Genomic DNA, 26669 nt, shown 5'->3' with positions numbered 1-26669 from the left:
CGGCCCTGCCCAGTGTTTTTGGCACGATCGCCCTGCGCCTTGCCCGGTCGATCCGAGTCACCAGTCCGGCCCTGGGTCGCGGCGCCAGGCTCGTCATCCATGCGCATGCTGAGGCTGATGCGCTGGCGCGGGATATCCACTTCCATGACTTTCACGCGGACGATATCGCCGGCTTTGACCACGTCCCGGGGATCCTTGACGAACTGGTGGGCGAGCATGGAAATATGCACAAGACCGTCCTGGTGCACGCCGATATCCACAAAAGCGCCGAAGTTGGCAACATTGCTGACAACCCCTTCGAGCTGCATGCCTGGTGTGAGGTCGCGAATGGTTTCGACCCCTTCCTGAAACGCAGCTGCCTTGAACTCCGGACGCGGGTCACGACCCGGCTTGTCCAGCTCGAGCAGGATATCGCTGATGGTTGGAATACCGAAGTGGGCATCGGTAAAGTTCTTCGGATCGAGCTTGCGAACGAAGGCCGAGTCGCCAATCAGGCTACGCACATCACGGCCGGTCTCGCTGGCTATGCGCTCAACCAGCGGATAGGCTTCGGGGTGAACCGCGGAGGCATCCAGGGGGTTATCGCCGCTCATCACCCGGAGAAAGCCTGCAGCCTGTTCAAAGGTCTTGTCGCCCAGGCGGGCCACCTTGAGCAACTCTCGGCGACTGCCAAAGGCGCCATGCTGGTCACGGTAGTCGACGATGTTCTGGGCAATGGTCGGATTCAGGCCTGAGACGCGGGTCAGCAGCGGTGCGGATGCGGTATTGAGGTCCACGCCAACGGCGTTCACACAGTCTTCCACCACTGCATTCAGGCTCCGAGCCAGCTTGACCTGGGAGACATCATGCTGATATTGGCCAACCCCGATGGCCTTGGGCTCAATCTTGACCAGCTCGGCCAGAGGATCCTGCAGGCGCCGGGCAATCGACACCGCGCCGCGAAAGGTGACGTCAAGCTCCGGGAACTCCTTGGCTGCCAGCTCGGACGCCGAATACACCGAGGCACCCGCTTCCGACACCATGATCTTCTGCATGGGCAGTTTTGGGCATAGCTTGATCAGATCACCCGCCAGCTTGTCGCTCTCGCGCGAGGCGGTACCGTTACCAATCGCCAGCAGCGTCACGTTGTGCTTGTCGCACAGGCCAGCCAACACCGCGAGGGATTCCTGCCACTGGTTGCGCGGTGCATGGGGGAATATGGTGGTGTAATCCACCAGCTTGCCAGTGACATCCACGACCACCACCTTGACCCCGGTACGCAGACCCGGGTCCAGCGCCAGCGTCACACGTGGACCGGCTGGAGCGGATAACAGCAGATCCTTGAGATTGCTGGCAAACACGCGGATGGCCTCGTCTTCTGCGCTTTCGCGCAGATCACCCAGCAGCTCGGTTTCCAGTTGACCCAACAATTTGACCCGCCAGGTCCAGCGCACTACCTCGGCCAGCCAGCGGTCCGCCGGGCGACCCTGATCACGAATCTCGAACGCCTGGGCGATCATACCTTCGCAGGGATGGGGAGTACCGGCGGGCTGATCAGGCTCACCCAACTCCAGGGCAATACTGAGAATGCCTTCATTGCGCCCACGCAAAATGGCCAACGCACGATGGGAAGGCACCTTGCGCAGGTCTTCTGAGTAATCAAAGTAATCGCGGAACTTGGCGCCCTCCTGCTCCTTGCCAGCCACCAGTTTGGAGACCACCCGACCGTCCTGGCGCAGTGCACCGCGCAACCGCTCGAGCAGACTTGCCTGCTCGCTGAAGCGTTCCATGAGAATATACTTGGCACCATCAAGGGCGGCTTTTACGTCAGCCACGCCTTTTTCTGCATCGACGAAGGCCGCCGCCTCTTGCTCAGGCGTCAGGGAAGGATCGGCATACAGGCTCTCGGCCAACGGTCCCAGACCAGCCTCCAGGGCGATCTGGCCCTTGGTCCGACGCTTGGGTTTATAAGGCAGGTAGAGGTCTTCCAGACGGGTCTTGCTGTCAGCCCCGCGGATATCGCGCTCGAGCTCAGCAGTCAACTTGCCCTGCTCGCCAATACTGGCAAGAATGGTCGAGCGGCGGTCCTCGAGTTCACGCAGGTAGCGCAATCGCTCTTCAAGGTAGCGCAACTGGGTGTCATCCAGGCTACCGGTGACTTCCTTACGGTAACGGGCGATAAAGGGTACGCTGGCGCCTTCATCCAGCAATCTCACGGTCGCGTCGACCTGCTCGGAGCGAACAGCGAGTTCGGTGGCGATGCGTGAGGCGATAGATTCCATGGGCACGATTTCCGGTTCAGTTTTACAAGCCGGGCAGTATAACCGACAGATTCGCTTGCGGGGCGGATCGACAAAAGACAGATAGCAGAGCCAAGGGGGCAAAAAACTTGTACAAAAGAAACCTCTTGTAACAATGCGCAAACCCGTGAACAAGCGGGTTCAGACACAATAGCTACGAACTGAACAAGGGTGGAGCCGGTATGACCAGTGAAGGTGAAAAAATCCTGATTGTTGATGACGACGTGCGTCTGCGCCGTTTGCTTGAACGCTTCCTGACCGAGCAGGGTTATCGCGTCCGGGCAGTGGAAAATACCGAGCAGATGGACCGGCTCCTCGCCCGTGAACTCTACTCTCTGATCGTACTTGACCTTATGCTGCCCGGCGAAGATGGCCTTACCGCCTGTAAGCGCCTGCGCGATCAGGAAAATAAAACTCCTATCATCATGCTCACCGCCAAGGGTGATGAAGCCAGCCGGATTCTCGGCCTGGAACAGGGCGCGGATGATTATCTGCCCAAACCCTTCAATCCCCGCGAACTGGTAGCCCGTATAAAGGCTGTGTTGCGCCGCCAGGCTCCCCAGGTGCCAGGTGCTCCGGGCGGCGAAGACGAGGAAGTCAGTTTCGGCGAGTTTGTTCTCAGCCTGGCTACCCGTGAACTGCGCCGTGGCGAAGAAGTCCACATGCTGACTACCGGCGAGTTCGCCGTGCTCAAGGCGCTGGTACAACACCCGCGCGAGCCGCTCACCCGCGACAAGCTCATGCAGCTGGCCCGTGGCCGAGAGTGGGATGCGCTGGAGCGATCAATCGACGTACAAATCTCGCGCCTGCGCCGCATGCTCGAACCCGACCCATCCAAGCCACGATACATCCAGACTGTCTGGGGTGTTGGCTACGTCTTCGTTCCGGACGGCAAGCCTTCGTGAAAGGTGGTCCCGGCTGGCATCCTTTGATGCCACGCAGCTTCTTTGCCCGCACTATCACCCTGGTGCTGCTGGTTACGCTGTTCTCGAAGATTCTTACCATGCTGTACCTGCTGGCCAACGAGGACCTACTCGTTGATCGGCAGTACAGCCACGGTACGGCCATGCTGGTCACCTCTTACTGGGCCAGCGACCCAACTGCGCGGGAGGACATCGAGGAGGTCACAGGGCTGCGCCTGATACCCTCCCGAATGGTGCCCCAAGGCGAGGTTCATTGGCCCTATTCGGGTATCTTTACCAGCCAATTACGTGAAGAGTTGGGCGACATGACCCAGGTGCGCGTACGCATCCAGGGCCAGCCGTTATTGTGGGTGCATCAGCCCAGTTACGGCGACAACTGGCTTCAGGTACCCCTCTACGCCCACCCATTGCGCGGTCAGCGAATCTGGATGGTGGTGCTCTGGCTTGGCCTGATAGGGTTACTATCGACCGCCGCAGCCTGGGTTTTTGTTCGCCAGTTGAACAATCCGTTGAAAACCCTGGAGCGTGCCGCCCGCCGGATCGGCAAGGGCCATAGCGTGCGTCTGCTGGACACCAACTGCCCTGCGGAAATCGCCGAGGTATACCGTGCCTTCAACCAGATGGCTTACGACGTAGAGGAAGCAAACCGCGATCGGGCAATGCTGCTGGCCGGTGTATCCCATGATCTGCGAACCCCCCTGACCCGCATGCGCCTGTCCACGGAACTGCTCTCCAGCGCTGATCCAGACCTGACCGATGGCATGATTCGCGATATCGAGGATATGGATGCAATCCTCGATCAATTCATGTCCTTCATGCGCGACGGCAGCACCGAAGCGACCGAACCGGAAGACATCAACGACATCATCCGCGAGGTTGTTGCACCGCTGAATACCGGTGAAGAGCGAGTAAGACTCTGCCTTGAGCCGGTGCCTCGAATCAAACTCAGACGCCTGTCGATGAAACGGGTAATTGGCAATCTCATCGACAATGCTCTGTATCATGGCGGCTCAGGTATCGAGGTGTGTACTTACATCACCCGCGCTGCGGCGCAGCCCTATCTGGTAGTGTCAATTCTGGACCGCGGACCGGGAATTGATCCTACCGAGTGCGAAGCACTTTTCACGCCCTTTATTCGCGGCGATCGTGCGCGAACCACCAAGGGTACCGGACTGGGATTGGCCATCGTTAAACGTATTGCCGAAAGCCACGGCGCCACAGTGCAGCTGCTAAACCGCAGCGGCGGTGGCACTGAGGCGCGCCTGAGTTTTCCGGTTTGAATCTCTCGTGCTTCAGGCTCTGAGCAGGCCAGCAGAATCCAGCGTCTGCTCGATACTCAGCAGGTCGGGAATACACAGGGCCTGTTGCTCATCGCCAAGCCTGACCGATTGCAGAACATAGGGGACGCTAGCCTCGGCCGCGGAAATTTCACCGCGGGTAATCTTGCGCGAACGGGGGATACTCCATACGCGCATAGCGATAAAGTGCACACCTGGGCGCTCGCCGATGGCGTTGAGAATAAGCGTGCGAGGCTGTCGGCCGGTTTCATCCGTTTGCTGGCCAAGCAAAACGTAGGGATCAACTACCGGGACCTGCTGGTCCCGCCATGTGGTCCAACCCAGAAACCACTCTGGCGCATTCTCGGGTTCGCTGCTGAGACGAAACCCTACCAGCTCGGCCACTGCCACGTTGGGCAACAGAAGTGCCTGATCTGCGAGGGGTACGATAAGTCCATTCAGGCTTTCCAATGCGTCGGTCATAGCGCGTCCTCTGGTATTCTGTTTTGCCGTCGCTAGAGCGCAACCGGCCATTCTTGTGCCACCCAATAGCGCAGCGCATCAGCCAGCATCTCAGGCGAGCCCTGGCGGCTGCTGTAGCCCGCGTCAGCTACTGCCTGGGGCATGACGGAGCAGGTGGCACTCTCGGCATCCTGGGTCCAAACCTGAATTCCCTTATCTCGCAGCCGCCCACAGGCATCAACTCCATCCTCACCCATACCACTGAAGATGATGGCCCCGCAGGCAGGTGCAAAGACGCCGGCAACTGCATCGAGCAATGTCTCGATAGAGGGCTGGTAAGGGCCTGGCCAGGGTGTGTCACTGAGCCGGACTTGCCCCTCGGGTGCGAAACCCAGGCTACGCCTGATCGGCGCCACCAGGACTTCACCGTCGTGCAGATGTGCACCGCTGACGCAATTGAGCACCCGCCAAGCGTTCTGACGGCCGAGGATCGTAGGCAACTGCGTTTCAAAACCCGCATCAATATGTTGGGCATAAACAAACGCCACCGGCAAATCCGCTGGCAGCCTGTCAAGAAAGCGCTTCACCGCAGCCGGACCACCAAGGGAGGCGGCCAGCAACCAGACACAACGGGCAGGCGGCAGCTCAGGCGGCGCAGGAACACCAACAGCTTCCTGGCTCTGACGCTCAGGGGGCGGCCCGAGCAGAGGCAACAGCTTGGCCGCCAGCCGGCGCTTCCAGCGCGGATAGTCCTCGCTCTCGTGGTGAGGAATTTCACCGGCGCCCAGTAGCACCGGTACCGGGCTGTGCTCCAGTAGCCAGTCGGCGAGATCCGACTCATCTGCCAACTCCAGGAGCCATGCATCGGCTTGGATGGCTTCCAGCGCATCGCAATCCAGACCGTCGGGCTCTCCGGCAAAAATCACCCGATAACCGAACTCCTCGAGCACTTCCTGCAGCAATTGGCGCTTTTGCATTTTACCTGCCAGTAGCGCGATAGCTGGCACCACTGGGTCAATCACGAACCTTGACCAGCTTGCCAATGGCTTCCAACAATTGGCTTTCCTGATAGGGTTTGCCCAGATAATCGTTCACACCGATTGTCTTCGCGCGCTCGCGGTGCTTCTCGCCGGTACGTGAGGTGATCATCACGATGGGCAGATCCTTGAGCCGCTCATCATGGCGTACCAGCGTTGCTACCTCAAAGCCGTCCATACGCGGCATCTCGATATCCAACAGCATGATATCCGGATGCACATCCTGGAGACGGGCGATTGCTTCGATCCCGTCCTTGGCGGTGACCACTTCCATGCCATGACGTTCGAGCAAGCGTGTAGTGACCTTGCGCACGGTGATCGAATCGTCGACCACCATGACCAGCGTAGCGCGCTCGTCTTCTTTCTCGGCAATACTCTGGGCACGTTCGGCGGCCAGACGTTGCTGAGATTGCAATGCCTGCCGGGCGCGAATGATCGCGAGGAGATCGAGAATCACCACCACCCGTCCGTCACCCAGAATGGTTGCACCGGCGATACCCGGAACTACCGCAAATTGCTTGCCGACACTCTTTACCACGATCTCGCGGGAACCGGCCAGCGCATCTACCTGAACGGCCACGGTATGCTCTGCACCGCGCACCAGGATGACGGGCAGAGGAAGACTGTGCCCACTTAGGCGCGGCTGCTGACCCGTGACGAGCAGATCGCCGAGATACCGCAGGTCATACTGTTTGCCGGCGTACTCGAATGGCGGTGCATCGGGGGCGTAATAGGCTTCCAGCTCATAGCCGGATACCCGCACGATGCCCTCGATGGTGTTCAATGGTATGGCGTACAGGTCGTCCCCGGAATACACCATAAGTGCCCGGTTGACCGACACGGTAAAGGGCAGGCGAATAGTGAAGGTGCTGCCTTTGCCCGAACGACTATCCAGGCTCATGCTACCGCCGAGCTGTTTGACTTCCGAGTTGACCACGTCCATGCCCACACCGCGGCCGGAAATCTGGGTAATCTTGTCCGCCGTCGAGAAGCCGGCCTCGAGGATGAACTGCAGCACCTCCTGATCGGTCAATTCGGCATCCGCATCCATCAGACCCCGTTCGATAGCTTTGCGTCGTACAGCGTCGAGATTGATACCCGCACCATCATCAGAGAGCAGCAGAACAATTTCTCCTCCCTGACGCTGCAGATCCAGAGTTATGCGGCCCACCTCAGGCTTGCCTTTATCCTGGCGAACCTCGGGTAATTCGATGCCGTGATCCACGGCGTTGCGCAGCATGTGTTCCAGCGGCCCGATCATGCGCTCGAGCACGCTGCGATCCATTTCGCCTTCTGCGCTGCCGATCTCCAGACTCACCTGCTTGCCCACTTCACTGGCGACCTGGCGCACCACCCGTCGCATACGTGGCAGCAATCGTTCGAACGGCACCATGCGCGTACGCATCAGACCTTCCTGCAGCTCGGTATTCACGCGCGCCTGTTGCAACAGGAGCGTTTCCGCATCACGGCTCTTGGCTGCCAGGGTTTCCTTCAGATCCAGAAGGTCGGATGCGGACTCGAACAGTGAGCGCGAGAGCTGCTGCAACTGGGAGTAGCGGTCCATCTCCAATGGGTCGAAGTCCTCGTATGCCTGTTCGATTTCCTCCTGGTGACGCGACAGAATCTGCGCCTGGGTTTCCATATCGAGCCGCCGCAACTGGTCACGAACCCGCTCAATTGTGCTGTCGACATCCTGCAGGGTATGCGCCAGATCGTTGACCTGCTGTTCGATACGACCGCGGAAAATCGATGTCTCACCTGCCAGGTTGACCAGCTCCTCAAGCAGTTTGGCCGAGACCTTTACCGTCTCCTGGCCACTGATGCGGGCCGACTGATCTTCGTCGCTGGTTTCGCTGGCCGCCATGGCCTGTTGCAATATGTCTTTTACCGCTGCCAGTGTCTGGCGGGGCGCTGCCGGTGCTTCCTGCGGCGCACCCAGAGCATCCACAGGCGCAGGTGCAGAAGCGGCCACGGCGGGCATATTGGGCATCGACCAGTCCGCCGGGCCGGGCTCAACGCCGCCGCCCAGGGTATCCAGAGCTTCATGCAGGCCCTGCAATTGCGTTTTCAGCTGTTCCTGCTGGGTGCTGCCGCCCTGCAGGGCGCTTTCCAGTGCCTTGCTCTGCTCGGCCAATGCATTCTGGCCAGCCATACGTGCGCTGCCCTTGAGCGTCTGGACTCGCCGTACCAGTTCATCGGCGGCCGCGGGGTCTTCCGGTATGCGCTCAAGCAGCTCACCACAGGGCGCAACAAGTTCGCGGGCCTCTTCCAGGAACATGCCCAACAGCGGGTCGGTAGTCGGCGTCTCGGTTGAAGCGCCTTGCTCGGGCGCCGATTCCGGCTCTGGCTGCGACGCAGCCACCTCACCGTGACCGGGTAACTGAGGCGGTTGGTCGGGCCGTGCACGATAGCCCTTTATGGCAGCGATCAATGCCGAACCGTCGCTGATCGGGCGGCCGGCCATAACGCCTTCAACCATGTTGGCAAGATCATCATGGCAGGCATGTAACAGGTCATTGAGACCGGAGCTGGGCTGGTAGCGCTGATTGCCCAGGCCTTCGTAGAGAAATTCCAGTTCGTGGGCGAGGTCGCCAATCGGCGGGATCTCCGCCATACGGGCGCCGCCCTTGAGCGTATGCAGGTCGCGCTGTAGGGACTCGACCGCAAGTGTATTAGCCGGATCGGCGATCCACTTCTGCAGGCTCGCTGAAGCGCTGTCGATAATTTCCTGAGCTTCCTCAAGGAAGATGTCCACCAGCTCGGCATCGGTGCCCGCGGCCTGCGGATTCCAGGTGGCTTGCGGCGCAGCAGAGGCGCGCGGTTGCACGGAGGCTTCAGGAACCTGCTTCTGGGTGTATGGCGCACCGGGCAGTAAAGCCTGCAACGCCGCAATCTCTTCATCAGCCGGCGGAATATGCTGGTGGGCCGCCACCTGATCCATCATGCCAATCAAGCGCTCATGTGCAGCCAATAGCGCATCAACTTCACGCTGACCCAGTTCGATCCGACCGGTCATCAGCGCTTCGTGTGTATCTTCAAGCTTTTGGCAAAGCGACTCGATCATGCCCAGATCCACATCGCCAGCCACTTCGCCCAGCGCGCGCAGACTCTGGCACAGCTCGCGACTGTCGATAGCAGGGCCCTGACCATTCTCCCAGAGCTCCAGCGTATCGGTAACGTCCAGAAGCTGGTCGATTCCTTCGGTCAGGAATATCGACAATAGACCGACGTGGGCCGCACCCTCATCGAGGTCGGTACGACTGCTGTCACGCGCAGCAAGACCCTGACGCCACACATCGTCAAGGCGCTGTAAAAATGCATCGGTGCCCTCAAGGGACTGTTCAGGGCTGGTCTCGAGTTGGGCTACACCAGCTTCGAAAAGCGTTACCGCTGCGCTGAGCAGATCTACCAGGGCATGGTCGGCAGGAATCAGGTTGGCCTTGAAGTCCTTGGCGAGCTTTTCCAGTGGCGTGGCAAGCACCGCAATTGGCTGAATGCCTGCCATGTGCGCACTGCCTTTGAGGGTGTGTAACGCGCGCTGCAATGCATCACTAACCGGACGAGGCAGGCCCTGCTCACACTGGTCGATAAACGCATTTATCTGTTCAATATGAGACTGGGTTTCATTGTTGAAAATCTCCAGCAATACCGGATCCAGGCCGTGCTCGAGCGCAATCGCCTGCAAAGCGGGCGCAGTCTGATCCGAATCCTCTGGCCCACCCTGTGCCGTTTCTGCAGCAGCCTCGGAGTCCCACTCTTCTCCCGCTGAGCTCGCGGGTATGGGGTCCACTTCCTGATTGTGATCAGCTTCGGGCTCGGGCTCGGGCTCGATTTCCAGATCCACGTCGGCAAGCGGCAAAGCATCTGCGAGCACTTCGTCATCGGATGGCGTATCACTCAAAGCCTCCGACGCCTGTTCAACAGGCTCTTCGAACGAGCTCTCGTCCGGCTCTTCAAGGCTCTCCGCCTGTTCCTGCCCGGCCAACATGGCTTCTTCCGCCGACTCACCACGTGACAATGCATCGGCCACACTGGCGAGACGGGAAACCTCCGGCAGATCCTGCTGCTTGCTGAGAGCAAAGTCCTCAACCAACTCAGGCATCAGGGCGCGGACAGCATTGATGACGTCAAATACCGTAGGCGTCAGGTCAATGCTACGATCAATGACCCGGTTGAGCATGTTTTCGACCGACCAGGCAAGCTCCGCCATGATGCCGGCCTTGACCATACGCCCGCTGCCCTTGAGCGTATGGAAAGCACGGCGCACCTCGGCCCGAGCCTTTTGGTCATCATTGTTCGCCTGCCAGACCGGCGTGTATTCGGTCAGCGTCTCAAGTACTTCACCAGCCTCTTCGACAAAGATCTCGATCAGTTCGGCATCGAAATCGTCATCCTCGGCCTCGGCCTCTTCAGCCACTTGGACACCGGCAGGCTCTGCTGTGTCGGTAGCCTCGTCAGCGGGCAGCGGCTGATCTGCGGCGTCAATGCCAGGCGGCACGTGACTTGGCGAGGTTTCGATGCTATCCAGCTCTTCGGGAGGGGCTTCGAGTGTTTCTGCAACAACCAGGTCAGACTGCTCGGCATCAGTCCCGTCATCTGCAGCGGCAGTTTCGGGCAGCGTTTCGACGCTCACGGCCGCGGCTTCAGGCCTTAACGTTCCAAGACCGTAGTCGAGTTCGACAAGTCGCTCTGCCGCCACCGCGAGAATATTGTCACCGCGCTCACTGTCGTCCTCGGCGAGACGCTCGAGGTAGTAATCCACACTGGTTATCACGTCGGCCAGCGCATCAAGATCCGGCCAGTCAGGTATCTTTTTCGGGGTGAGCAGTTGCTCGACCACGTAGCGCCGACAATTGCCAATGATGGCTGCACATTGCGTCAATGGCAGCATCTCCAGGCCACCACGCACGCTGTTAAGCAGCCCAGCTACGGGCTCAAGCTGAGAATGGTCCCACTGGCTGATGATGAAAGCATTGATAGCCTCGCGACTCTGCTCCAGCGCATTACGCGCTTCCTGCACCACCTGCCGGTGCACCAGGACCATATCCTGGGCGGCAGCCAGACGCTGCATGTCGTTGCCCTGCGATGCGCCGGCCCCGTCACTGCGCTCTCGTTCCATCCCGAGAATGCCGTGCAGGCTTGCCTCTACATAGAGCAGACCTCCCGCCACATCCATCAGTGACGAGTCGTTAATAGTCGACATGCCCCCGGCCAACTGTCCGACCAGCTCTATCTGCTCCAGCAGCACTCTCCGGGGCTGGCCCAGACCAAGCATCGCCAGGGTATCAGCAATCTGCTTCATGGCCGGCACCAGGGCCGCAAGCTCGCTGGTCTGGGCGCGATCGCCGCGTACAAACAGGTCAAGACTATCCTTTACCTGCAGCAGCTCCTCCCCAAGAGCTTCTACCACCGACTGCATGGCGCTGCGGTCCGGACCGACCAACCGAGAACCCGTTGCCTGGTTGGCAATGTCATCCTCGGTGAGCAGGGCCTTGAGCTGGTAGCGCTGCTTCAGGCCATCGAGTCGCGTGCTTCCACCAGGGCTCTTCGCCACGTAAAAAAGGAGGTTTCGCAATAATTCCGGAGCTGGCGGAGTGTCCAGCGCTGCCGCTCCCTGGTCCAGCAATTGTCGAACTTCACGATCAGCCTGACGTAAAAGTTGCTTGATGGCGGCACCCGCATCGATGGTGCCATGCTCAACGCCTTCGACCACGCCCGCATAGGCCGCCCAGAGATCGGCATGGGCAGAACCCTGACAAAGGCCTTGCAGACGCGCAAATACTTTACCGAGCTGGCGGGCATTAGCCTCAATATCCTGATTTCGAATGATCCCGGCATGGGCTATCTGCATCGCCTGACGCAGTTTGCGCAACTGCCGCACTGTTTCGTCGGCTGCAAAGTTGTCGAGGCGCTCGGCGCCGTCCGCCGGACTGCCTGTATCCACATCCGGGGTGAAGAGCGCGTTCTCCGACAACAGGTTTTCGCCACGGGCAGTGCGCATATCGTTCAAGAGCGGCAACAACACCAGGGGCAAATCACGGCGTCCAGACTGCACGCGGTCCAGATAGGTGGGCAGTTGGAGTATCGCCTGCATCAACACGTCGAGGGCCTCGCCCTCACGGCTGGTAGTCCCGTGCATCAGGGCCTGGGCCAGCTTTTCCATCTCTTCGGCAAGCAACGCCGCGCCATAGAACTCGACCATCTGGAGCGTGCCGTGAACCTGATGGATATAGGTCAGGCAGAAACGCAGCCGGGTTGAATCCCCGGGATTCTCGACAAAAGCTTCAAGGGCTTGACGCGCTTGATTCAGCGTCTCGGAAATCTCCCCTTTTACCCAGTCAAGGGCGACATAATCATGCCGATCACCCATAGTCACTCCAGACTTTCGTGAGAAACCCGCCGCACGTACGCCTGTACCCGATCATCGGGTACCCGCTCGAGCAGGGGGTTGTTCCAGTCCACTATTTCACCCAATCCGATGATCAGCATGCCACCTGGCGCCAGTTTTTTGGCCAACAGGTTGAGCAGGTCGCGGCGGCGCCAGCGTCGGAAGTAGATGAGCAGGTTCTGGCAGAATATGATATCCAGGTCCCGTATGGGGGCCTGGGCCAGTTCCAGGATATTCAGCCTGGTAAAGCAGATTCGGTCACGCAGTGCCGGCAGGATTTCCAGCTTGTCGCCGTCGACAGGCTGCATCCAGCGATTTTTTTCCGCCTCGGTGAGGCCGCCCATTCGACTGGCCGGATAACGCGCAGCACGCGCTTGTTCCAGAGCCTTGAGACTGATGTCAGTAGCCCAGATTGCATACTCGGGTACCGTGCCGGCAGCATCCACCAGACATTGCTCGGTAATCAGCGCCAGGGAATAGGCTTCTTCGCCACTGGCGCAGCCCAGACTCCACAGTTGCAACGGTTGGTCCGCTGCCCGTGCGGCCAGAAGTCCTTCGAGGTGACTCTGAACACGGTCAAAGGAAGGACGGTGGCGCATGAAACTGGTCTCGCGCACCGTCAGACGATCGATCAGGGCAGACCACTCGATTGCCCCGGCTGGTCCCTGGGTCACGTACTCGTAATAGCTCTGGTAATCCTCGATCTCCAGTTCGCGCATACGCGTGCCCAGACTGGTCTGCAGAAAAACCCGACGCTGGTCGGTGACGCAAACCCCGGTCCGCGCCTCAAGCAACGCCTGCCATTGATGGAATTGCTGCGTATCCATCTCCGGCAGTTGCTGTAATGACCAGTTCGGCGTTCTCTGCACTGTGTATCCCTTGCTCATTGCGGGGTGCAGATAGCCTGAAGGCTACCCGCGCCTCCATCTCAAAGTTGCTGTGGCAGGGTGAAGCCGTCGACCGACTTGCGCATCGATTCGGCCTGGGCTGCCAGGTCGCCAATGCTGCGAGCTGTTGCTGTGGTACCGGCGGATGTCTGCGAAGTGATTTCCTGGATCACGTTCATCGTGTTGGAAATGTGACCGGCAGACGATGCCTGCTGACGGGCCGCGTTGGAGATGTTCTGGATCAGTGCTGCCAGACTGGTCGATACCTTTTCGATTTCTTCCAGTGCGACACCGGCGTCCTGCGCCAGACGAGCCCCGCGCACTACCTCGGAGGTGGTCTGTTCCATCGAGATAACTGCCTCGTTTGTGTCGGTCTGAATCGTCTTCACCAGAGCCTCGATCTGCTTGGTCGCAGCCGAGGAACGTTCCGCCAGTCGCTGTACTTCATCCGCTACCACCGCGAAGCCGCGGCCCGCATCACCGGCCATGGAGGCCTGGATTGCGGCGTTCAGAGCCAGAATGTTGGTCTGGTCGGCAATGTCGTTGATCAGGCTGACGATATCGCCAATTTCCTGGGAGGATTCACCTAGTCGCTTGATACGCTTGGAGGTGTCCTGGATCTGCTCGCGAATGGTATCCATGCCGGTAATGGTGTTCTGCACCACCTCGTTACCCTTGTTGGCGATGGCTACCGAACGCTCCGCTACCGCGGAGGACTCGGCGGCGTTGGCCGATACCTGGTCAATCGAGACGGCCATTTCGTTCACCGCTGCCGAGGCGCCGGCGATTTCCTGAGCCTGGTGCTCGGACGCCTCAGCCAGATGCATCGCTGTTCCTTGGGTTTCCTGGGCGGCGGTCGATACCTGCAGAGCGGTGTCGTTGATTGTGCCGACAAGTGCGCGCAACTGGTCGATGGTATAGTTGATCGAGTCGGCGATGGCGCCGGTAAAGTCCTCACTCACCGTGGCCTCAGCTGTCAGGTCACCGTCAGCGAGATCGGCGATTTCGTCCAGCAAGCGCAAAATCGCCGCCTGGTTCCTGTCATTCTTTTCTGCAGTCTCGGCCAGACGTCGGCGGGTTTCACGGGTCATTTGCAGGCCGATCAACAGAATACACCCCAACGCCACGATACCCAGGAAGTAACCAAACAGGGTGTTGATCCAGCGGGCATCGCTGCGCGCCTCAAAGCCCTGTGTCAGTACAGACACGTTATCGAGCAGCAGCTGCGAGTCGGCGAAGATCTGATTCGCCGCCAGACTCACCTGGTACAACTCAGGCGATGTCAGCAGAATCTCGTCGACTGAATCGGATACGAAGCGGAACAGATCGGCAATCTCGTTAAGACGCCCCACCAGCTCAGGGTCCGACACCCGGGTGATACCCATGCTGGCATTACCCTCGAGCATGCCGAGCAGAACGCGACCAAACAAACTGGCGTCACGGCCGAAACTGTCGGCCGCCATTACCGCGTCCTCTTCACCGGCGAGTACGCGGTTTACCGCGTTCAGAATCCGCTCACCAAGCAGAGACTGTCGCTGGGCGACCGCCACCTGGTCGGCCGGCGCCTGGTTGGCAATAAGCAGATCCACCACTTCCTCGTATTCCACCTGCAGCTGGGGAATGGTGTCGGAAAGGGTCAGGGCTACATCGTTCAGGGACAACACGGTGCGCTGGCTGGCCAGGATTTCGTCGGCGTTGGTACGCACCCGGTTCCAGTTACCCTGAACCTGCGCGACCTGCTCATCGAGCACGGCCGGCGCTGAAGGCAGCCCGGTCTCGGAGCGCCCCAGAGTCAGGAAGTCCCAGCGGCGCTGGAAGTCGTTACGGGCGTCCAGCAGCAGACCGAAAGCCTCGGGCGTTCCCGTGGCGGCTTCACTGGCCGACTTGGAAATCTGCTGGGAGAGTACCCGCAGCTCACCGGCGTGGCCGATGTATTCCGTGTCGTAGCCGCTCTGAATGTTGAGATACAGGAAGTTGACGAACAGCAAGAGCAGCGACAGTACCAGGGCCGCGAACAGACCGGTAATCGTGCGATTGCTTCGCATTGCGGAGAAAATCTGGGTATCGAACTTTTTCATCATCTGGCCCCTACCTGGCCTACCGCATGGTTCTTGTTTTTGCTCTTGTCTGTCGCGTTACCGGAATATCCGGTCGCCCCCTGATCAAATCGCTACGTCGAGAAACGCCTGATCCCGCGCCAATGCCCTGAAGTTGAAAACCAGGGAGACCTGGTCCTGGACATACGCTCCCACCACGAAGGGCCGAAACCCTTCATCCGTTGCAGGCACATCGGTGGTAAAGCTGGTTACTGGAAAATGTTGCATACCTAGCAATTCGTCGACCAACAGGCCAACAAAAAGTCCGTCACGGTCAAGCACCAGCACCCGCCGCTGCTTGCGCGGAGCACTGACGCTGGCACCAAAGAAACGGCTCAGATCGATGATCGGCAGCAGCCGACCACGTACGTTGGCAACGCCACGAACCCAGCTCTTGACCCGCGGAAGGGCGGTGTAGCGAGGCTCGTGAAGTATCTCGGCGACCTCACCCATGGCTGCGACCATCGCTTGCCCGGCGAGCCGAAAGCCCACACCGCTCCAGGTTTCACTGACAACGTCTTGCGCAGGCAGGCCCATGGCCTGACTACGGCAATGCTGCGCAAGCTGCCTGAGAGTATCGAAAGGATGAATTGATTCTGCCATGCCGGGCCTGTTCTGGTTGTTATGCGGCATGTGTCAGGAGCCCTCAGGCTCCCAGCACGGACTTCAACGTCTTGATAAGGGTGGCTTCCTCGACTGGCTTGGTCAGGTAATCTTTGGCGCCCTGACGCTTGCCCCACACCTTGTCAGTTTCCTGATCCTTGGTGGTCACGATGATCACCGGGATATGCGCAGTCTCGGCATCCTTGGTCAATTGACGGGTCGCCTGAAAACCGTTGAGGCCCGGCATGACAATATCCATCAATACGGCATCAGGCTTTTCCTGACGAGCCAGTGCCACGCCGTCGGCACCGTTCTCTGCTTTCAAGACTTCGTAGCCGTGTTTTTCCAGCATGCCTGTAAGCTTGTACAACTCGGTCGGTGAATCATCTACTACAAGTATTCGGGCCATATGGCTCCCCCGGTATGGCTGACGGTGCGAAGGCTCAGGCCTCCGAAGCACCTGCTAGGTCGTCGGATTGCGGAACATGAGCGCGGATGGCACCCAGAAGCTCTTCCTTGCTGAAGGGCTTGGTCAGATATTGATCAGAGCCGACGATGCGCCCCTTGGCCTTGTCGAACAGGCCATCCTTGCTGGACAGCATGATTACTGGCGTACCGCGGAAGGCGCTGTTGTTCTTGATCAGGGCACAGGTCTGATAGCCATCAAGTCGTGGCATCATGATGTCGACGAAGATGATATCCGGGTTGTTGTCGGCAATCTTGGCCAACGCATCAAAACCATCTACTGCTGTGATAACCGTACAACCGACCTTTTTGAGCAAGGTTTCTGCGGTTCTGCGAATGGTTTTGCTGTCGTCAATGACCATGACTTTCAGGCTTTCGAAGTTTTCTTCCATTTGACCAGCCCTTGTTATTAATGGTGAGTCGTCGGCGTCTACGTCAATATGGCGGCGCCAAAACACTCTGTCCCTTTCTGCGTACTTTTATCACAGTTTCCGTAGCCAATCTATTTGGCAACAAGGTATATCTGTTTTTCTAATGCGAGGCGTCAGATATGAGACATCTCGCAGCATTAGTCAACCTTTCACCGCAGGCTACGCAAGGTTACACTCCCTTCGCACCATGCCCCACTCAGCGGACCGACTCCCCATGCATATTCGCCTTGGCATCGTTATGGATCCCATCCATGCGATCAGTTACAAGAAAGACAGTTCACTGGCCATGCTGCTGGCCGCCCAGATGCGTGACTGGGAGCTGTTTTACCTCGAACCACAGGACCTCTATCTGGCCAACGGCCAGGCGATGGGGCATGTGCGACCACTGCGCGTGCACGCCGATCCCGAACACTGGTTCGACCTTGGCGAGCCCACCCATGCGCCGCTGGCCGATCTGGACGTCATCCTGATGCGCAAGGATCCGCCCTTTGATGATGAATTTCTGTATGCAACGCACATTCTCGAAGCAGCGGAGCGAGCCGGCGTGCTGGTAGTCAATCGCCCGGCCAGCCTGCGCGACTGCAACGAAAAACTCTTTGCGACCCAATTCCCCGAGTGCGCGCCCCCCAACCTGGTCAGCCGTCGCGGTGATATTCTGCGCTCTTTTATCGCCGAGCACCGTGACGTGATTCTCAAACCGCTGGAAGGAATGGGCGGATCAATGATTTTTCGCATTCGCGAGGGCGATAGCAACCTCAGCGTGATTATCGAAACCCTGACCCGCCACGGCCAACAGCAGATCATGGCGCAAAAATATTTGCCGGAGATCAAGGACGGCGACAAGCGCATCCTGATGATTGATGGTGAACCAGTACCCTATTGCCTGGCGCGCATTCCACAGAAAGGCGAAACCCGCGGCAATCTGGCTGCCGGCGGACGCGGCGAGGCCCGCCCGCTGACTGATCGCGATCGCTGGATAGCCACACAGGTGGGCCCTTCCCTTCGCCAGCGCGGGCTGCTGTTTGTCGGTCTGGATGTGATCGGCGATTACCTCACCGAGATCAACGTCACCAGCCCTACCTGCATCCGCGAAATCGACAACGCCTATCAGACAGATATAGGCGGCCAACTGATGGATAAAATCCAGCAACTGCTCGAGGCCCGGCCAGTCGCGTAGACATTTTCCGGAATGCGCGGCAGACTGCGCAGGAACGTCAGCCGCAGCCCGCCACGGACAGCATGAAAAAAGCCGCCAAACCGACTCCTCCATCTGCCGCCCCAGCACCCGTTGAGGTGACTTCCCGCGACCGCCTGGGGTTTGCATTGTTTATCGCGGCAGTGTTGCACGCCCTGGTCATTCTGGGCGTGACCTTTGATCTGCCGTCACCCAGCGAATTGTCCAAGACACTGGAGATCACCCTGGCCACCCAGCCCAGCGAGAAGGTGCCCGACAAGGCAGACTATCTGGCGCAACTCAATCAGGAAGGCAGTGGAACCCTGGATGAAAAGGCCGCGCCCAGCACCACGGAAGAAACCGTCTTCCAGGACGCCGAAATCAACACCGTCACCCCGCCCCAGGAAGCCAGCGCCCCGCCACCTGCTCCCATAGTAGAGAAGCAGGTTGTCACAACCAGCACGCGCCAGCCCGAAAAAGCCGTTACCGCTCGGGATGTTCCGCCACCGGAAGAAAAGGTCAATCCGTCGCTGCCGCGCTTCAATCGCAGCCAACTGTCGGCGGAAATCGCCAGTCTCGAAGCGCAGCTCGCCGAAGAAAAGCAGCTCTACGCCAACCGGCCCCGGGTTCATCGGCTCAATGCGGCTTCGACCATGCAGGACAAGGGCGCCTATTACAAGGATGCCTGGCGGCGCAAGGTGGAGCGCGTCGGCAACCAGAACTACCCGGCCCAGGCTCGCAGCGAGCGAATCTACGGCAGTCTGCGCCTGCTGGTCTCGATCAACCGCGATGGCACCCTGCGCGAAGTGCAGATCCTCGAGTCCTCCGGCCACCAGGTGCTGGATAATGCGGCCCAACGCATCGTAAGGTTGGCGGCACCCTACGCGCCATTCACCGGCGACCTGATGGATGTGGATGTACTGGAAATCATCCGCACCTGGCGTTTCGAGCCTGGCGATACAATTTCCAGCTTCTGACCCCGCGCTTAACAGCGCCGATGCTTGAAGCTTGCAAGCCAAACCCCAATACTAGGCGCATGAGCCAAATCACCTCGAGCTACCTCAAGCATCACTTTCTGATCGCCATGCCCCACATGGCTGATCCTCGTTTCGTCAACAGCCTGATCTACCTTTGCGACCATGATGAGCATGGCGCCATGGGGTTGGTGATCAACCAGCCGGGCGACCTGAACCTGGCGGACATCCTCGAACAGCTGCAGCCGGAGATCGACCTGACCGATGCAGTGGGTAGCGTACCCGTGTATAACGGCGGCCCAGTACAGACTGAGCGCGGATTCGTATTGCACCGTGGCCCGGAACAATGGGAGGCAACCATGGACCTGGGCACGCTGCAGCTGACTACCTCGCGGGACATTCTTCTGGATATGGCTCGCGGACACGGCCCACAGGATGTGCTGATCATGCTCGGTTACACCGGCTGGGACGCGGGGCAGCTCGACCAGGAACTCGTCGACAACGTCTGGCTCAGTTGCCCTGCCGACAATCACATCCTGTTCGAGCTCCCCAGCGACCAACGGCTCGCCGCAGCCGCCCGCACCTTGGGCATCGACCTGAATTTGCTGACCAGCCAGGCTGGTCACGCCTGATGAGTACCTTGCAACGCGCCATGGGCTTCGACTACGGCACGCGCCAGATCGGAGTGGCCGTTGGCCAAAGCCTGACCTGCCGGGCAGAACCGATTGCCGTCCTGCGAGCCCGTGATGGCGTGCCAGACTGGAGCCAGATCGAGCGCCTGATCAGCGAATGGAAACCCGATACCCTGGTGGTCGGCCTGCCACTGAATATGGACGGCACCCCCAGCGAGATGAGCGCACGCGCCCAGAAGTTTGCCCGCCGCCTGCATGGCCGATTCAATCTGCCCGTAGACTGTATCGACGAACGCCTAACCACTTTTGAAGCCAAGCAGAGCCTGCGCGACAGCGGCCGCACGCCGGCCAGCTACCGGGACAATCCGGTCGACAGCCTGGCCGCCGCACTGCTGCTGGAAACCTGGCTTGGCAACCTGCCCAAGGAGATGTCATGAGTGCCCTGCCCGATGTGGCCCCGTTGCTCGAACGCATGGCCGCGGACCTGACCAAGTATCTGTCATACCGCAATTTCCAGAACCCCGCCTTTGTGGGTATTCACACTGGCGGTGTGTGGATCGCCGAGCACCTGCGCAATCAGTGTCTGCCCGACGCCCCCCTCGGCACACTGGACATTGCTTTCTATCGTGACGATTTCGAGCAGAACGGCTTACCACCGCGAGTACGTCCCTCGGAGCTGCCCTTCAGCGTCGATGACCGGCATCTGGTGCTGGTCGACGATGTGCTCATGACCGGCCGCACTATCCGCGCAGCCCTCAACGAACTCTTCGATTATGGTCGCCCGGCTTCGGTAACACTGGTCGCCCTGATTGACATTGAGGCGCGGCAATTGCCGATCCGTGCAGACGTGCTGGGCACCAGCCTGACCCTGCCTGAAGGTCAGCGCGTGAAGCTGACCGGTCCGCAGCCCCTGCAACTGACCCTGAACCCCGTCGCCAAATAGAGAGCCCAATGACCCCGATACCCAGTCATCTGCAACTCAACCATCAGGGCCAGTTACGCCATTTTCTGAGCATCGAAGGCCTGTCGCGGGAACTGCTCACAGAGCTGCTGGATACCGCCGACTCCTTCCTTGAAGTGGGTGAGCGCGCCGTCAAGAAGGTACCTCTGTTGCGCGGCAAGACCGTGTGCAATGTATTCTTCGAGAACTCCACCCGCACGCGCACCACCTTCGAGCTGGCGGCCAAGCGACTGTCTGCCGACGTGCTCAACCTGAACATCCAGACATCTTCGACCAGCAAGGGCGAGACCCTCTACGACACCCTGCGCAACCTGGAGGCCATGGCGGCGGACATGTTTGTGGTGCGCCACGGCGACTCCGGCGCGGCGCATTTTATCGCCCAGCAGGTCTGTCCCGATGTGGCCATCATCAACGCCGGGGACGGCAACCACTCGCACCCGACCCAGGCGATGCTCGACATGCTGACCATCCGCCGTCACCGGGGCAATTTCGAGAACCTGTCCGTGGCCATCGTGGGAGACATTCTGCATTCACGGGTGGCACGCTCGAACATGCAGGCGCTGCACACACTGGGCTGCCCCGACATTCGGGTGATCGCACCACGTACGCTGCTCCCCGCCGGCATCGAACAGTACGGCGTGCGGGTGTTCAACGACCTGCGTGTCGGCCTGCGCGACGTCGATGTGGTCATCATGTTACGCCTGCAAAAAGAGCGCATGCAAAGTGGCCTGCTACCCAGCGAGGGCGAATTCTACCGCCTCTACGGCCTGACTCGCGAAACCCTCGCGCTGGCCAAACCAGACGCCTTGGTGATGCACCCGGGGCCGATCAACCGGGGCGTTGAAATTGAATCCGAGGTGGCCGACGGTGCCCAATCAGTCATTCTCAATCAGGTTACTTACGGCATTGCCGTTCGAATGGCCGTGATGTCCATGGCCATGGCCGGACAGAACGCCCAGCGCCAGTACAACCAGGAAGCCCAGCATGCGACTGACCATTGAAGGTGCCCGGGTCATCGATCCGGCCAACCAGCTCGACCAGATCACCGACCTGCACATCGACGACGGTCGTATCCACGCCATAGGAGCCGCCCCAGAGGGTTTTCAAGCCCATCAGACAATTGATGCCCGCGGTCTGATCGCCAGTCCCGGACTGGTCGATCTGAACGTCAGCCTGCGCGAGCCCGGCCAGACCCGCAAGGGCACCATCGACAGCGAAACCCGCGCCGCTGCAGCAGGCGGCGTGACCAGTCTGTGCTGCCTGCCTGACACCCGGCCCGTACTGGACACCCCTGCGGTGGCCGAACTGATTCTGGAGCGCAGTGAACGTGCCGGCCACGCACGGGTGTTCCCCTTCGGCGCCCTGACCCACGGCCTGGATGGCGAGCATCTGAGCGAACTGGTGGCCCTGCGGGACGTTGGCTGCATAGCTTTCACCCAGGGACTGGCGCCGATGAAGAGCAATCGCATCCTGCGCCGCGCCCTGGAATATGCAGCCGGCTTCGACGTGCCGGTTGTATTCATGTCCCAGGATGCGGAAATGGCCCAAGGCGGCAGTGCCCACGAGGGTCCGACCGCAACCCGCATGGGATTGGTGGGCATTCCCGAAAGCGCCGAAACCATTGCCCTGGCCCGTGACCTGCTGCTGGTCGAGCAGACTGGCGTGCAGGCGCACTTCAGCGGACTGAGCAGTGCCCGCGCCATGAATATGCTGGCTGATGCCAGGGCGCGCGGCTTGCGTGTGACCGCCGATGTGGCGATGTATCAGTTATTGCTCTGCGATGAAGACCTGGAAGGCTTCTCCAGCCTGCTCCACGTGCTGCCGCCACTGCGCAGCAGCAGCGACCGGCATGCCTTGCGTCAGGCAGTACAGGAAGGCGTGGTACAGGCCATTTCCTCACATCACCAGCCCCACGAACAGGAAGCCAAGCGGGTGCCCTTCGCCGCCTCGGCGACGGGGATCAGCAGCATTGAGGTCCTGTTGCCCCTGGCGATGACACTGGTGGCTGACGGGTTACTCGAATTACCCGCACTGCTGTCGCGTCTGACCTGTGGGCCGGCCAGCGCCCTGGGCCTGCCAGCCGGCCATCTGGGCATCGGCGCGCATGCCGACGTAACGCTGTTCGACCCCGCCGAAGCAAGCCTGGTGGGCCACAACTGGATATCCAAGGGTGCCAATTGCCCCTTTATCGGCAAAGGTGTGCCCTGTAAGATTACCCACACCGTATGCAATGGCAAACTGGTTTATCAGGCCTGACAAGGGCGCATTTTACAGGGAGTTTTCATGGCAGCCTTCGGCCTACGTGGCAAGTCGATTCTGGCGTTGTTGCTTGTTTGCCTCCTGGCATTGGTACCCGCCGCCCTCATAGGCTGGCTGGTGTTGCAGGGTATCCACGAGCATTTCGCCGATGCCTACGCCCGCAACGCGACACTGTTGAGTCGAGAAAAGATTCGCGCTCCAATATCCCGCGAACTTGCTCTGTCATTGCGCCTGGCAGACTCCGAGGTCACCCGCCAGTGGCTCACCGACGAAGACGATCCTGCCAAACGTGACCTGTTCTTCCGTGAAGCCGAGGGTTACCGCGGGGATTTCCGCGATCACGCCTACTTCATCGGAAGCGTCGGCAGCCAGGGCTATTACTTCAACAGCAACGAAGAGCCTCCCAGCCAACAGGCCCGTTACTTCCTCGATCAGACCAACGACGCCGACAGCTGGTTCTTCAGCAGTCTGCGCGACACCGACACTTACAACATCAATGTCGATTACAACCGGGAACTCCAGACTACCAAGGTCTGGTTCAATATTCTGGTGACCGACAGCGCAGGCGAGGTCCTTGGACTCGCGGGCTCCGGCCTGGACCTGTCTACCTTCATCAACGATTTCATCGCCAGCGATCAGCCCGGCGTCACGCCGATGATTATCGACGCCAAGGGCGCCATCCAGGCCCACCAGGATTCATCTCTGATCGCCCTCAATTCCGGGGCAGACGACACCAGCGGCGAGAACGCCCGGCTGTTCGGCATGCTCGAGGACAGCGTGCAGACCGACCTGCTGCGGGGCGCCATGGCCCGTGCCACGCAGAACCCCGGCAGTGTCGAAAGCCTGAATGTCGGCCTGAATGGCACCGACCAACTGCTGGCTCTGACCTTTATCCCTGAACTGGGTTGGTTCGTGGTCAATGCCATCGATCTGGACAGCGCCCAGGTGCTCGACAACCAGTGGCTGGCCCCCTTGCTGGCTGCCTTGGTGGGACTGGTTGTGGTGCTTATTCTGCTTTTCGCCTTCGCCGTAGAGCGCCTGGTCATGCGCCCCCTGCGCCAACTCAAGCACAGCGCTCAGGCCATGGCGTCCGGACGTTACGATGTAGCTCTGCCGCCCATTCGTGACGACGAAATCGGCGAGCTCAGCGCCGCCTTCAGCACCATGGCCAACAAGGTCAAAAGCCACACGCTGGAACTGGAGCAGCGCGTTCAGGAACGGACCAGTGATCTTGAAGACGCCAACCGCGAAATGGCCACTGCGCAAAAGAAGATCGGGGACTCGATCGACTATGCCAGCCTGATCCAGCGCTCGATTCTGCCCGACCGCGAGCTACTCAGCGTACTGGGGGAGCATCACTCGGTGCTCTGGCGCCCGCGGGATGTAGTAGGCGGCGACTTTTACGTATTTCGCAGCGAGGGCCGACGCTGCCTGCTGGGGGTAGTGGATTGCGCGGGCCACGGCGTTCCCGGGGCCCTGATGACCATGCTCGCCCACGCCGCACTGGACCAGGCAATTACCGACTGCGGAATGCATGACCCCGCGGCGGTACTTACGCGCACCGACCATATACTGCGCAACATGCTCGGCAATTCGGGTGAAAGCAAATCGCTGGCCACTAATATGGATGTCGGACTCGCGTATATTGACCTCGATCAGCGACAGGTGACCTTCTCCGGTGCGAAGATTGCCCTGTACTTCAGCGATGGTGTGCAGGTAGACCATGTACCTGGCGGCAAGCGTGCCCTGGGCGACAGAAAGATCGGTGAGTATCACAACCGGCAAGTGGCGCTGGGCCAGAATACCTTTTACCTGTGCACGGATGGTTTCCTTGATCAGGCGGGAGGCGATGAGGGCTTCGGCTTCGGCAACAGCCGGTTTGGCCAGATGCTACGCGATCATGCCCGTTTGCCCCTGCAGGAACAGAGTCGCGCTTTCAGCGACACGCTGGCCGCCTATCAGGGGACGTATCCTCAGCGCGACGACATCACGATGTTAAGCTTTCGTTTCGACTGAACCCGCCCTGTGCGGTCAACTCCAGCGGTCACGACCGCTGACAGGAGCTGTAATGGAATCCATCGATCTATTCGCCATGCGCGAGCGTTTCAACAGTCAGCAGATCATGCTGTGTTTCAACGGGCCGATCTCCCGCAGCCTGATCGAGGAAATAGGCAACGCCCTGCGCAATTATCTGTCCGCTGACCATGCCCATCCCTCGGCGGCCATGGACGTATTTGCGGTTTACATCGAGATGACCCAGAACATCAGTCACTACACGCGGACCCATGGCTGGAGCGAGCAGGAATCGGGGGCGACCGTCGTAGTCTCACGCGATAACGACGGGCACTACGTGGTATCGGCGGGCAATATCATTCTGGAGAGTGACGGTCAGCGCCTGCTCGAGGCCGTAGACAGCCTTGCCGGTCTGGACAAGGCTCAGCTCAAGGCCGCCTACAAGGAGCAGTTGCGCAAGCCCCGCGACGCAGAAAAAACCAGTGGCGCGGGCCTCGGCCTGATCGACATCGCCCGCAAGGCCAGCCAGCCTCTGCGTGCCCACCTCCAGCCCATAAGCGACGACCGCAGCTTTTTCAGCTTGCGCGCCGTTATCTGAACGACTCATGAGCCAGACTGATATGACTGATTTTTCCATTGCAGGTACCCAGTCCACCCCAGAGATCCGCAGTGACTGGGTCAACGGCATTCTGCACCTGCAGGGCGACTCCTATCCAGAAAACTCCTACGAGCTGTTCAATCAGGTAGTGGAATGGATCGAGACGTTCCTGCGTGAAGCAGATAGAGCATTGAAGCTCGATCTACAACTGCTTTACCTCAACACCAGCAGCATCAAAGCCATGATGGACATATTTGATGTACTGGAAGCCGCTCACGCCGAAGGCAAGGCGGTCAGCGTTGATTGGCACTACGACAAGCGCAATGAGCGCGTCGCAGAGCTGGCCGAAGAGTTCAAGGAAGACTGCAGCTTTCCGTTCAACATTCTGGGCACCTGACCATGGGCGCGCCGGACGAGCCCCTCGAAGAACGTATCGAGCAGTTGCTGGAGAACGATTCGCTGCGCGACGACCCCTTGTTTCAGCCCCTCGAAGAATTGTGGGCGGCACACAGGGATCTCGCACGCCGCATCGAGCGTATCAGCCGCATATCCGATGCCTATCAGAGCCTCACCAAGGAAAATGAAAAGCATCTGACCAAGCGGCTGGACAAGCAATTGCGCCAGCTAAGCAAGGTCGCACGCATCTCCGACCATTACCAGAAGATGATGCACGACCTGAACCTTGCCCTTCGCGAGGCATCCACCCATGACCCGCTTACCGGCCTGGGCAATCGGCGACTGTTGCTCGAGCGTCTGAAAGAGGAGACTGATCGTTCGCATCGTTATGCCCGACCCTTGAGCATCGCCATGCTCGATATAGACTACTTCAAGCGCGTCAATGACGACCACGGTCATGAGCTGGGCGACCAGGTGCTGATGGAAGTATCGCGGGTCATGGACGCACAGATTCGTGATCAGGATATGTGCGGACGCTGGGGCGGGGAAGAGTTTCTGATTATCCTGCCCGAGACCAATATCTCCAGCGCCTGTCAGGTGCTGGATCGGGTTCGGGAAGCAATAGCGGCGTTGCGTATGCGCGTTGGTGATGAGTCCATAACCGTCACAGCAAGTATTGGCGTAGCGTCCCACAGGGATGCAGACACCTACTCCGACACGATCAACCAGGCTGACTGGGCCCTGCTGACCGCCAAAAGATCAGGGCGTAACCGTCTGGCACGCGCCGATGAGATAGGCACTGACTGAGCCTTGC

General features: G+C 59.7%; 21 protein-coding genes and 1 pseudogene. 13 read left to right on the top strand and 9 right to left on the bottom strand.

From position 1 onward, the window contains the following. Positions 1 to 82: 82 nt before the first annotated feature. A pseudogene (locus IEV54_RS07125) lies at positions 83 to 2261 on the bottom strand (Tex family protein); the annotation flags it as partial. Between the two features lie 200 nt (positions 2262 to 2461). On the opposite strand from IEV54_RS07125, the gene ompR reads away from it, so the two are divergent. Continuing rightward, positions 2462 to 3184 (top strand): osmolarity response regulator transcription factor OmpR, encoded by a 723-nt coding sequence (gene ompR, locus IEV54_RS07120; RefSeq protein ID WP_150276624.1) that lies wholly within the window; start codon positions 2462 to 2464, stop codon positions 3182 to 3184. Between the two features lie 26 nt (positions 3185 to 3210). Beyond that, complete coding sequence (locus tag IEV54_RS07115) at positions 3211 to 4482, top strand: ATP-binding protein (protein ID WP_150276623.1); 1272 nt, start codon at positions 3211 to 3213, stop codon at positions 4480 to 4482. Between the two features lie 12 nt (positions 4483 to 4494). On the opposite strand, the gene IEV54_RS07110 is transcribed toward IEV54_RS07115, so the two are convergent. The 8 genes from IEV54_RS07110 to IEV54_RS07075 form a co-directional block, all read right to left on the bottom strand. Further along, entirely contained in the window at positions 4495 to 4962 is a 468-nt protein-coding gene (locus IEV54_RS07110; protein WP_188434353.1) for a chemotaxis protein CheW, read from the bottom strand. Between the two features lie 32 nt (positions 4963 to 4994). Further along, the gene (locus tag IEV54_RS07105) at positions 4995 to 5963 is read right to left on the bottom strand and encodes a chemotaxis protein CheB (protein ID WP_223825365.1); all 969 of its coding nucleotides are present in this window, start codon (positions 5961 to 5963) and stop codon (positions 4995 to 4997) included. Further along, on the bottom strand, positions 5956 to 12348 hold the full coding sequence (locus IEV54_RS07100; protein WP_150276621.1) for an Hpt domain-containing protein: 6393 nt from the start codon (positions 12346 to 12348) through the stop codon (positions 5956 to 5958). The genes IEV54_RS07105 and IEV54_RS07100 overlap by 8 nt, the downstream gene beginning before the upstream one ends. Positions 12349 to 12350: 2 nt before the next feature. Continuing rightward, positions 12351 to 13253 (bottom strand): CheR family methyltransferase, encoded by a 903-nt coding sequence (locus IEV54_RS07095; RefSeq protein WP_188434352.1) that lies wholly within the window; start codon positions 13251 to 13253, stop codon positions 12351 to 12353. Between the two features lie 41 nt (positions 13254 to 13294). Further along, positions 13295 to 15331 carry a methyl-accepting chemotaxis protein gene (locus IEV54_RS07090; RefSeq protein ID WP_150276739.1) on the bottom strand — a complete coding sequence of 679 codons (2037 nt, stop codon included), beginning with the start codon at positions 15329 to 15331 and terminating at the stop codon, positions 13295 to 13297. An 84-nt stretch (positions 15332 to 15415) separates the two neighbouring features. Then, positions 15416 to 15952, bottom strand: coding sequence for a chemotaxis protein CheW (locus IEV54_RS07085; RefSeq protein WP_150276620.1), 537 nt, complete (start codon positions 15950 to 15952; stop codon positions 15416 to 15418). Between the two features lie 43 nt (positions 15953 to 15995). Further along, positions 15996 to 16361 carry a twitching motility response regulator PilH gene (gene pilH, locus IEV54_RS07080; RefSeq protein WP_150276619.1) on the bottom strand — a complete coding sequence of 122 codons (366 nt, stop codon included), beginning with the start codon at positions 16359 to 16361 and terminating at the stop codon, positions 15996 to 15998. Positions 16362 to 16395: 34 nt separating this feature from the next. After that, the gene (locus IEV54_RS07075; RefSeq protein ID WP_150276618.1) at positions 16396 to 16809 is read right to left on the bottom strand and encodes a response regulator; all 414 of its coding nucleotides are present in this window, start codon (positions 16807 to 16809) and stop codon (positions 16396 to 16398) included. A 253-nt stretch (positions 16810 to 17062) separates the two neighbouring features. Here IEV54_RS07075 and gshB point away from each other — a divergent pair, with 253 nt between their 5' ends. The 11 genes from gshB to siaD all read left to right on the top strand — a co-directional run bounded on the left by gshB (position 17063) and on the right by siaD (position 26662). Next, entirely contained in the window at positions 17063 to 18025 is a 963-nt protein-coding gene (gene gshB, locus IEV54_RS07070; protein WP_150276617.1) for a glutathione synthase, read from the top strand. A 62-nt stretch (positions 18026 to 18087) separates the two neighbouring features. Continuing rightward, complete coding sequence (locus tag IEV54_RS07065; protein WP_150276616.1) at positions 18088 to 18999, top strand: energy transducer TonB; 912 nt, start codon at positions 18088 to 18090, stop codon at positions 18997 to 18999. A gap of 59 nt (positions 19000 to 19058) precedes the next feature. Then, complete coding sequence (locus tag IEV54_RS07060; protein WP_150276615.1) at positions 19059 to 19628, top strand: YqgE/AlgH family protein; 570 nt, start codon at positions 19059 to 19061, stop codon at positions 19626 to 19628. After that, the gene (gene ruvX, locus IEV54_RS07055; protein ID WP_150276614.1) at positions 19628 to 20065 is read left to right on the top strand and encodes a Holliday junction resolvase RuvX; all 438 of its coding nucleotides are present in this window, start codon (positions 19628 to 19630) and stop codon (positions 20063 to 20065) included. The genes IEV54_RS07060 and ruvX overlap by 1 nt, the downstream gene beginning before the upstream one ends. Beyond that, a complete protein-coding gene (gene pyrR, locus IEV54_RS07050) occupies positions 20062 to 20571 on the top strand; it encodes a bifunctional pyr operon transcriptional regulator/uracil phosphoribosyltransferase PyrR (RefSeq protein ID WP_150276613.1) in 510 nt (169 codons plus the stop codon). Before ruvX ends, pyrR begins: the two co-directional genes overlap by 4 nt. A gap of 8 nt (positions 20572 to 20579) precedes the next feature. After that, the gene (locus IEV54_RS07045; protein WP_150276612.1) at positions 20580 to 21590 is read left to right on the top strand and encodes an aspartate carbamoyltransferase catalytic subunit; all 1011 of its coding nucleotides are present in this window, start codon (positions 20580 to 20582) and stop codon (positions 21588 to 21590) included. Beyond that, positions 21574 to 22845: a dihydroorotase gene (locus tag IEV54_RS07040; protein ID WP_150276611.1), complete on the top strand. Its 1272-nt coding sequence runs from the start codon at positions 21574 to 21576 to the stop codon at positions 22843 to 22845. Before IEV54_RS07045 ends, IEV54_RS07040 begins: the two co-directional genes overlap by 17 nt. A 27-nt stretch (positions 22846 to 22872) precedes the next feature. Further along, the gene (siaA, locus tag IEV54_RS07035) at positions 22873 to 24864 is read left to right on the top strand and encodes a biofilm regulation protein phosphatase SiaA (RefSeq protein WP_150276610.1); all 1992 of its coding nucleotides are present in this window, start codon (positions 22873 to 22875) and stop codon (positions 24862 to 24864) included. 52 nt (positions 24865 to 24916) lie between these two features. Further along, a complete protein-coding gene (gene siaB / locus IEV54_RS07030) occupies positions 24917 to 25459 on the top strand; it encodes a biofilm regulation protein kinase SiaB (protein WP_150276609.1) in 543 nt (180 codons plus the stop codon). A 22-nt stretch (positions 25460 to 25481) separates the two neighbouring features. Continuing rightward, the gene (siaC, locus tag IEV54_RS07025; protein ID WP_150276608.1) at positions 25482 to 25856 is read left to right on the top strand and encodes a biofilm regulation phosphoprotein SiaC; all 375 of its coding nucleotides are present in this window, start codon (positions 25482 to 25484) and stop codon (positions 25854 to 25856) included. A gap of 2 nt (positions 25857 to 25858) precedes the next feature. Continuing rightward, on the top strand, positions 25859 to 26662 hold the full coding sequence (gene siaD, locus IEV54_RS07020; protein ID WP_150276607.1) for a biofilm regulation diguanylate cyclase SiaD: 804 nt from the start codon (positions 25859 to 25861) through the stop codon (positions 26660 to 26662). Positions 26663 to 26669 lie beyond the last annotated feature (7 nt).

The sequence above is a fragment of the Halopseudomonas salina genome (assembly GCF_014637955.1).
Taxonomy (GTDB): domain Bacteria; phylum Pseudomonadota; class Gammaproteobacteria; order Pseudomonadales; family Pseudomonadaceae; genus Halopseudomonas; species Halopseudomonas salina.
Note: the sequence above shows the minus strand (reverse complement) of the source record. Positions and strands in the feature narration are given on the sequence as shown.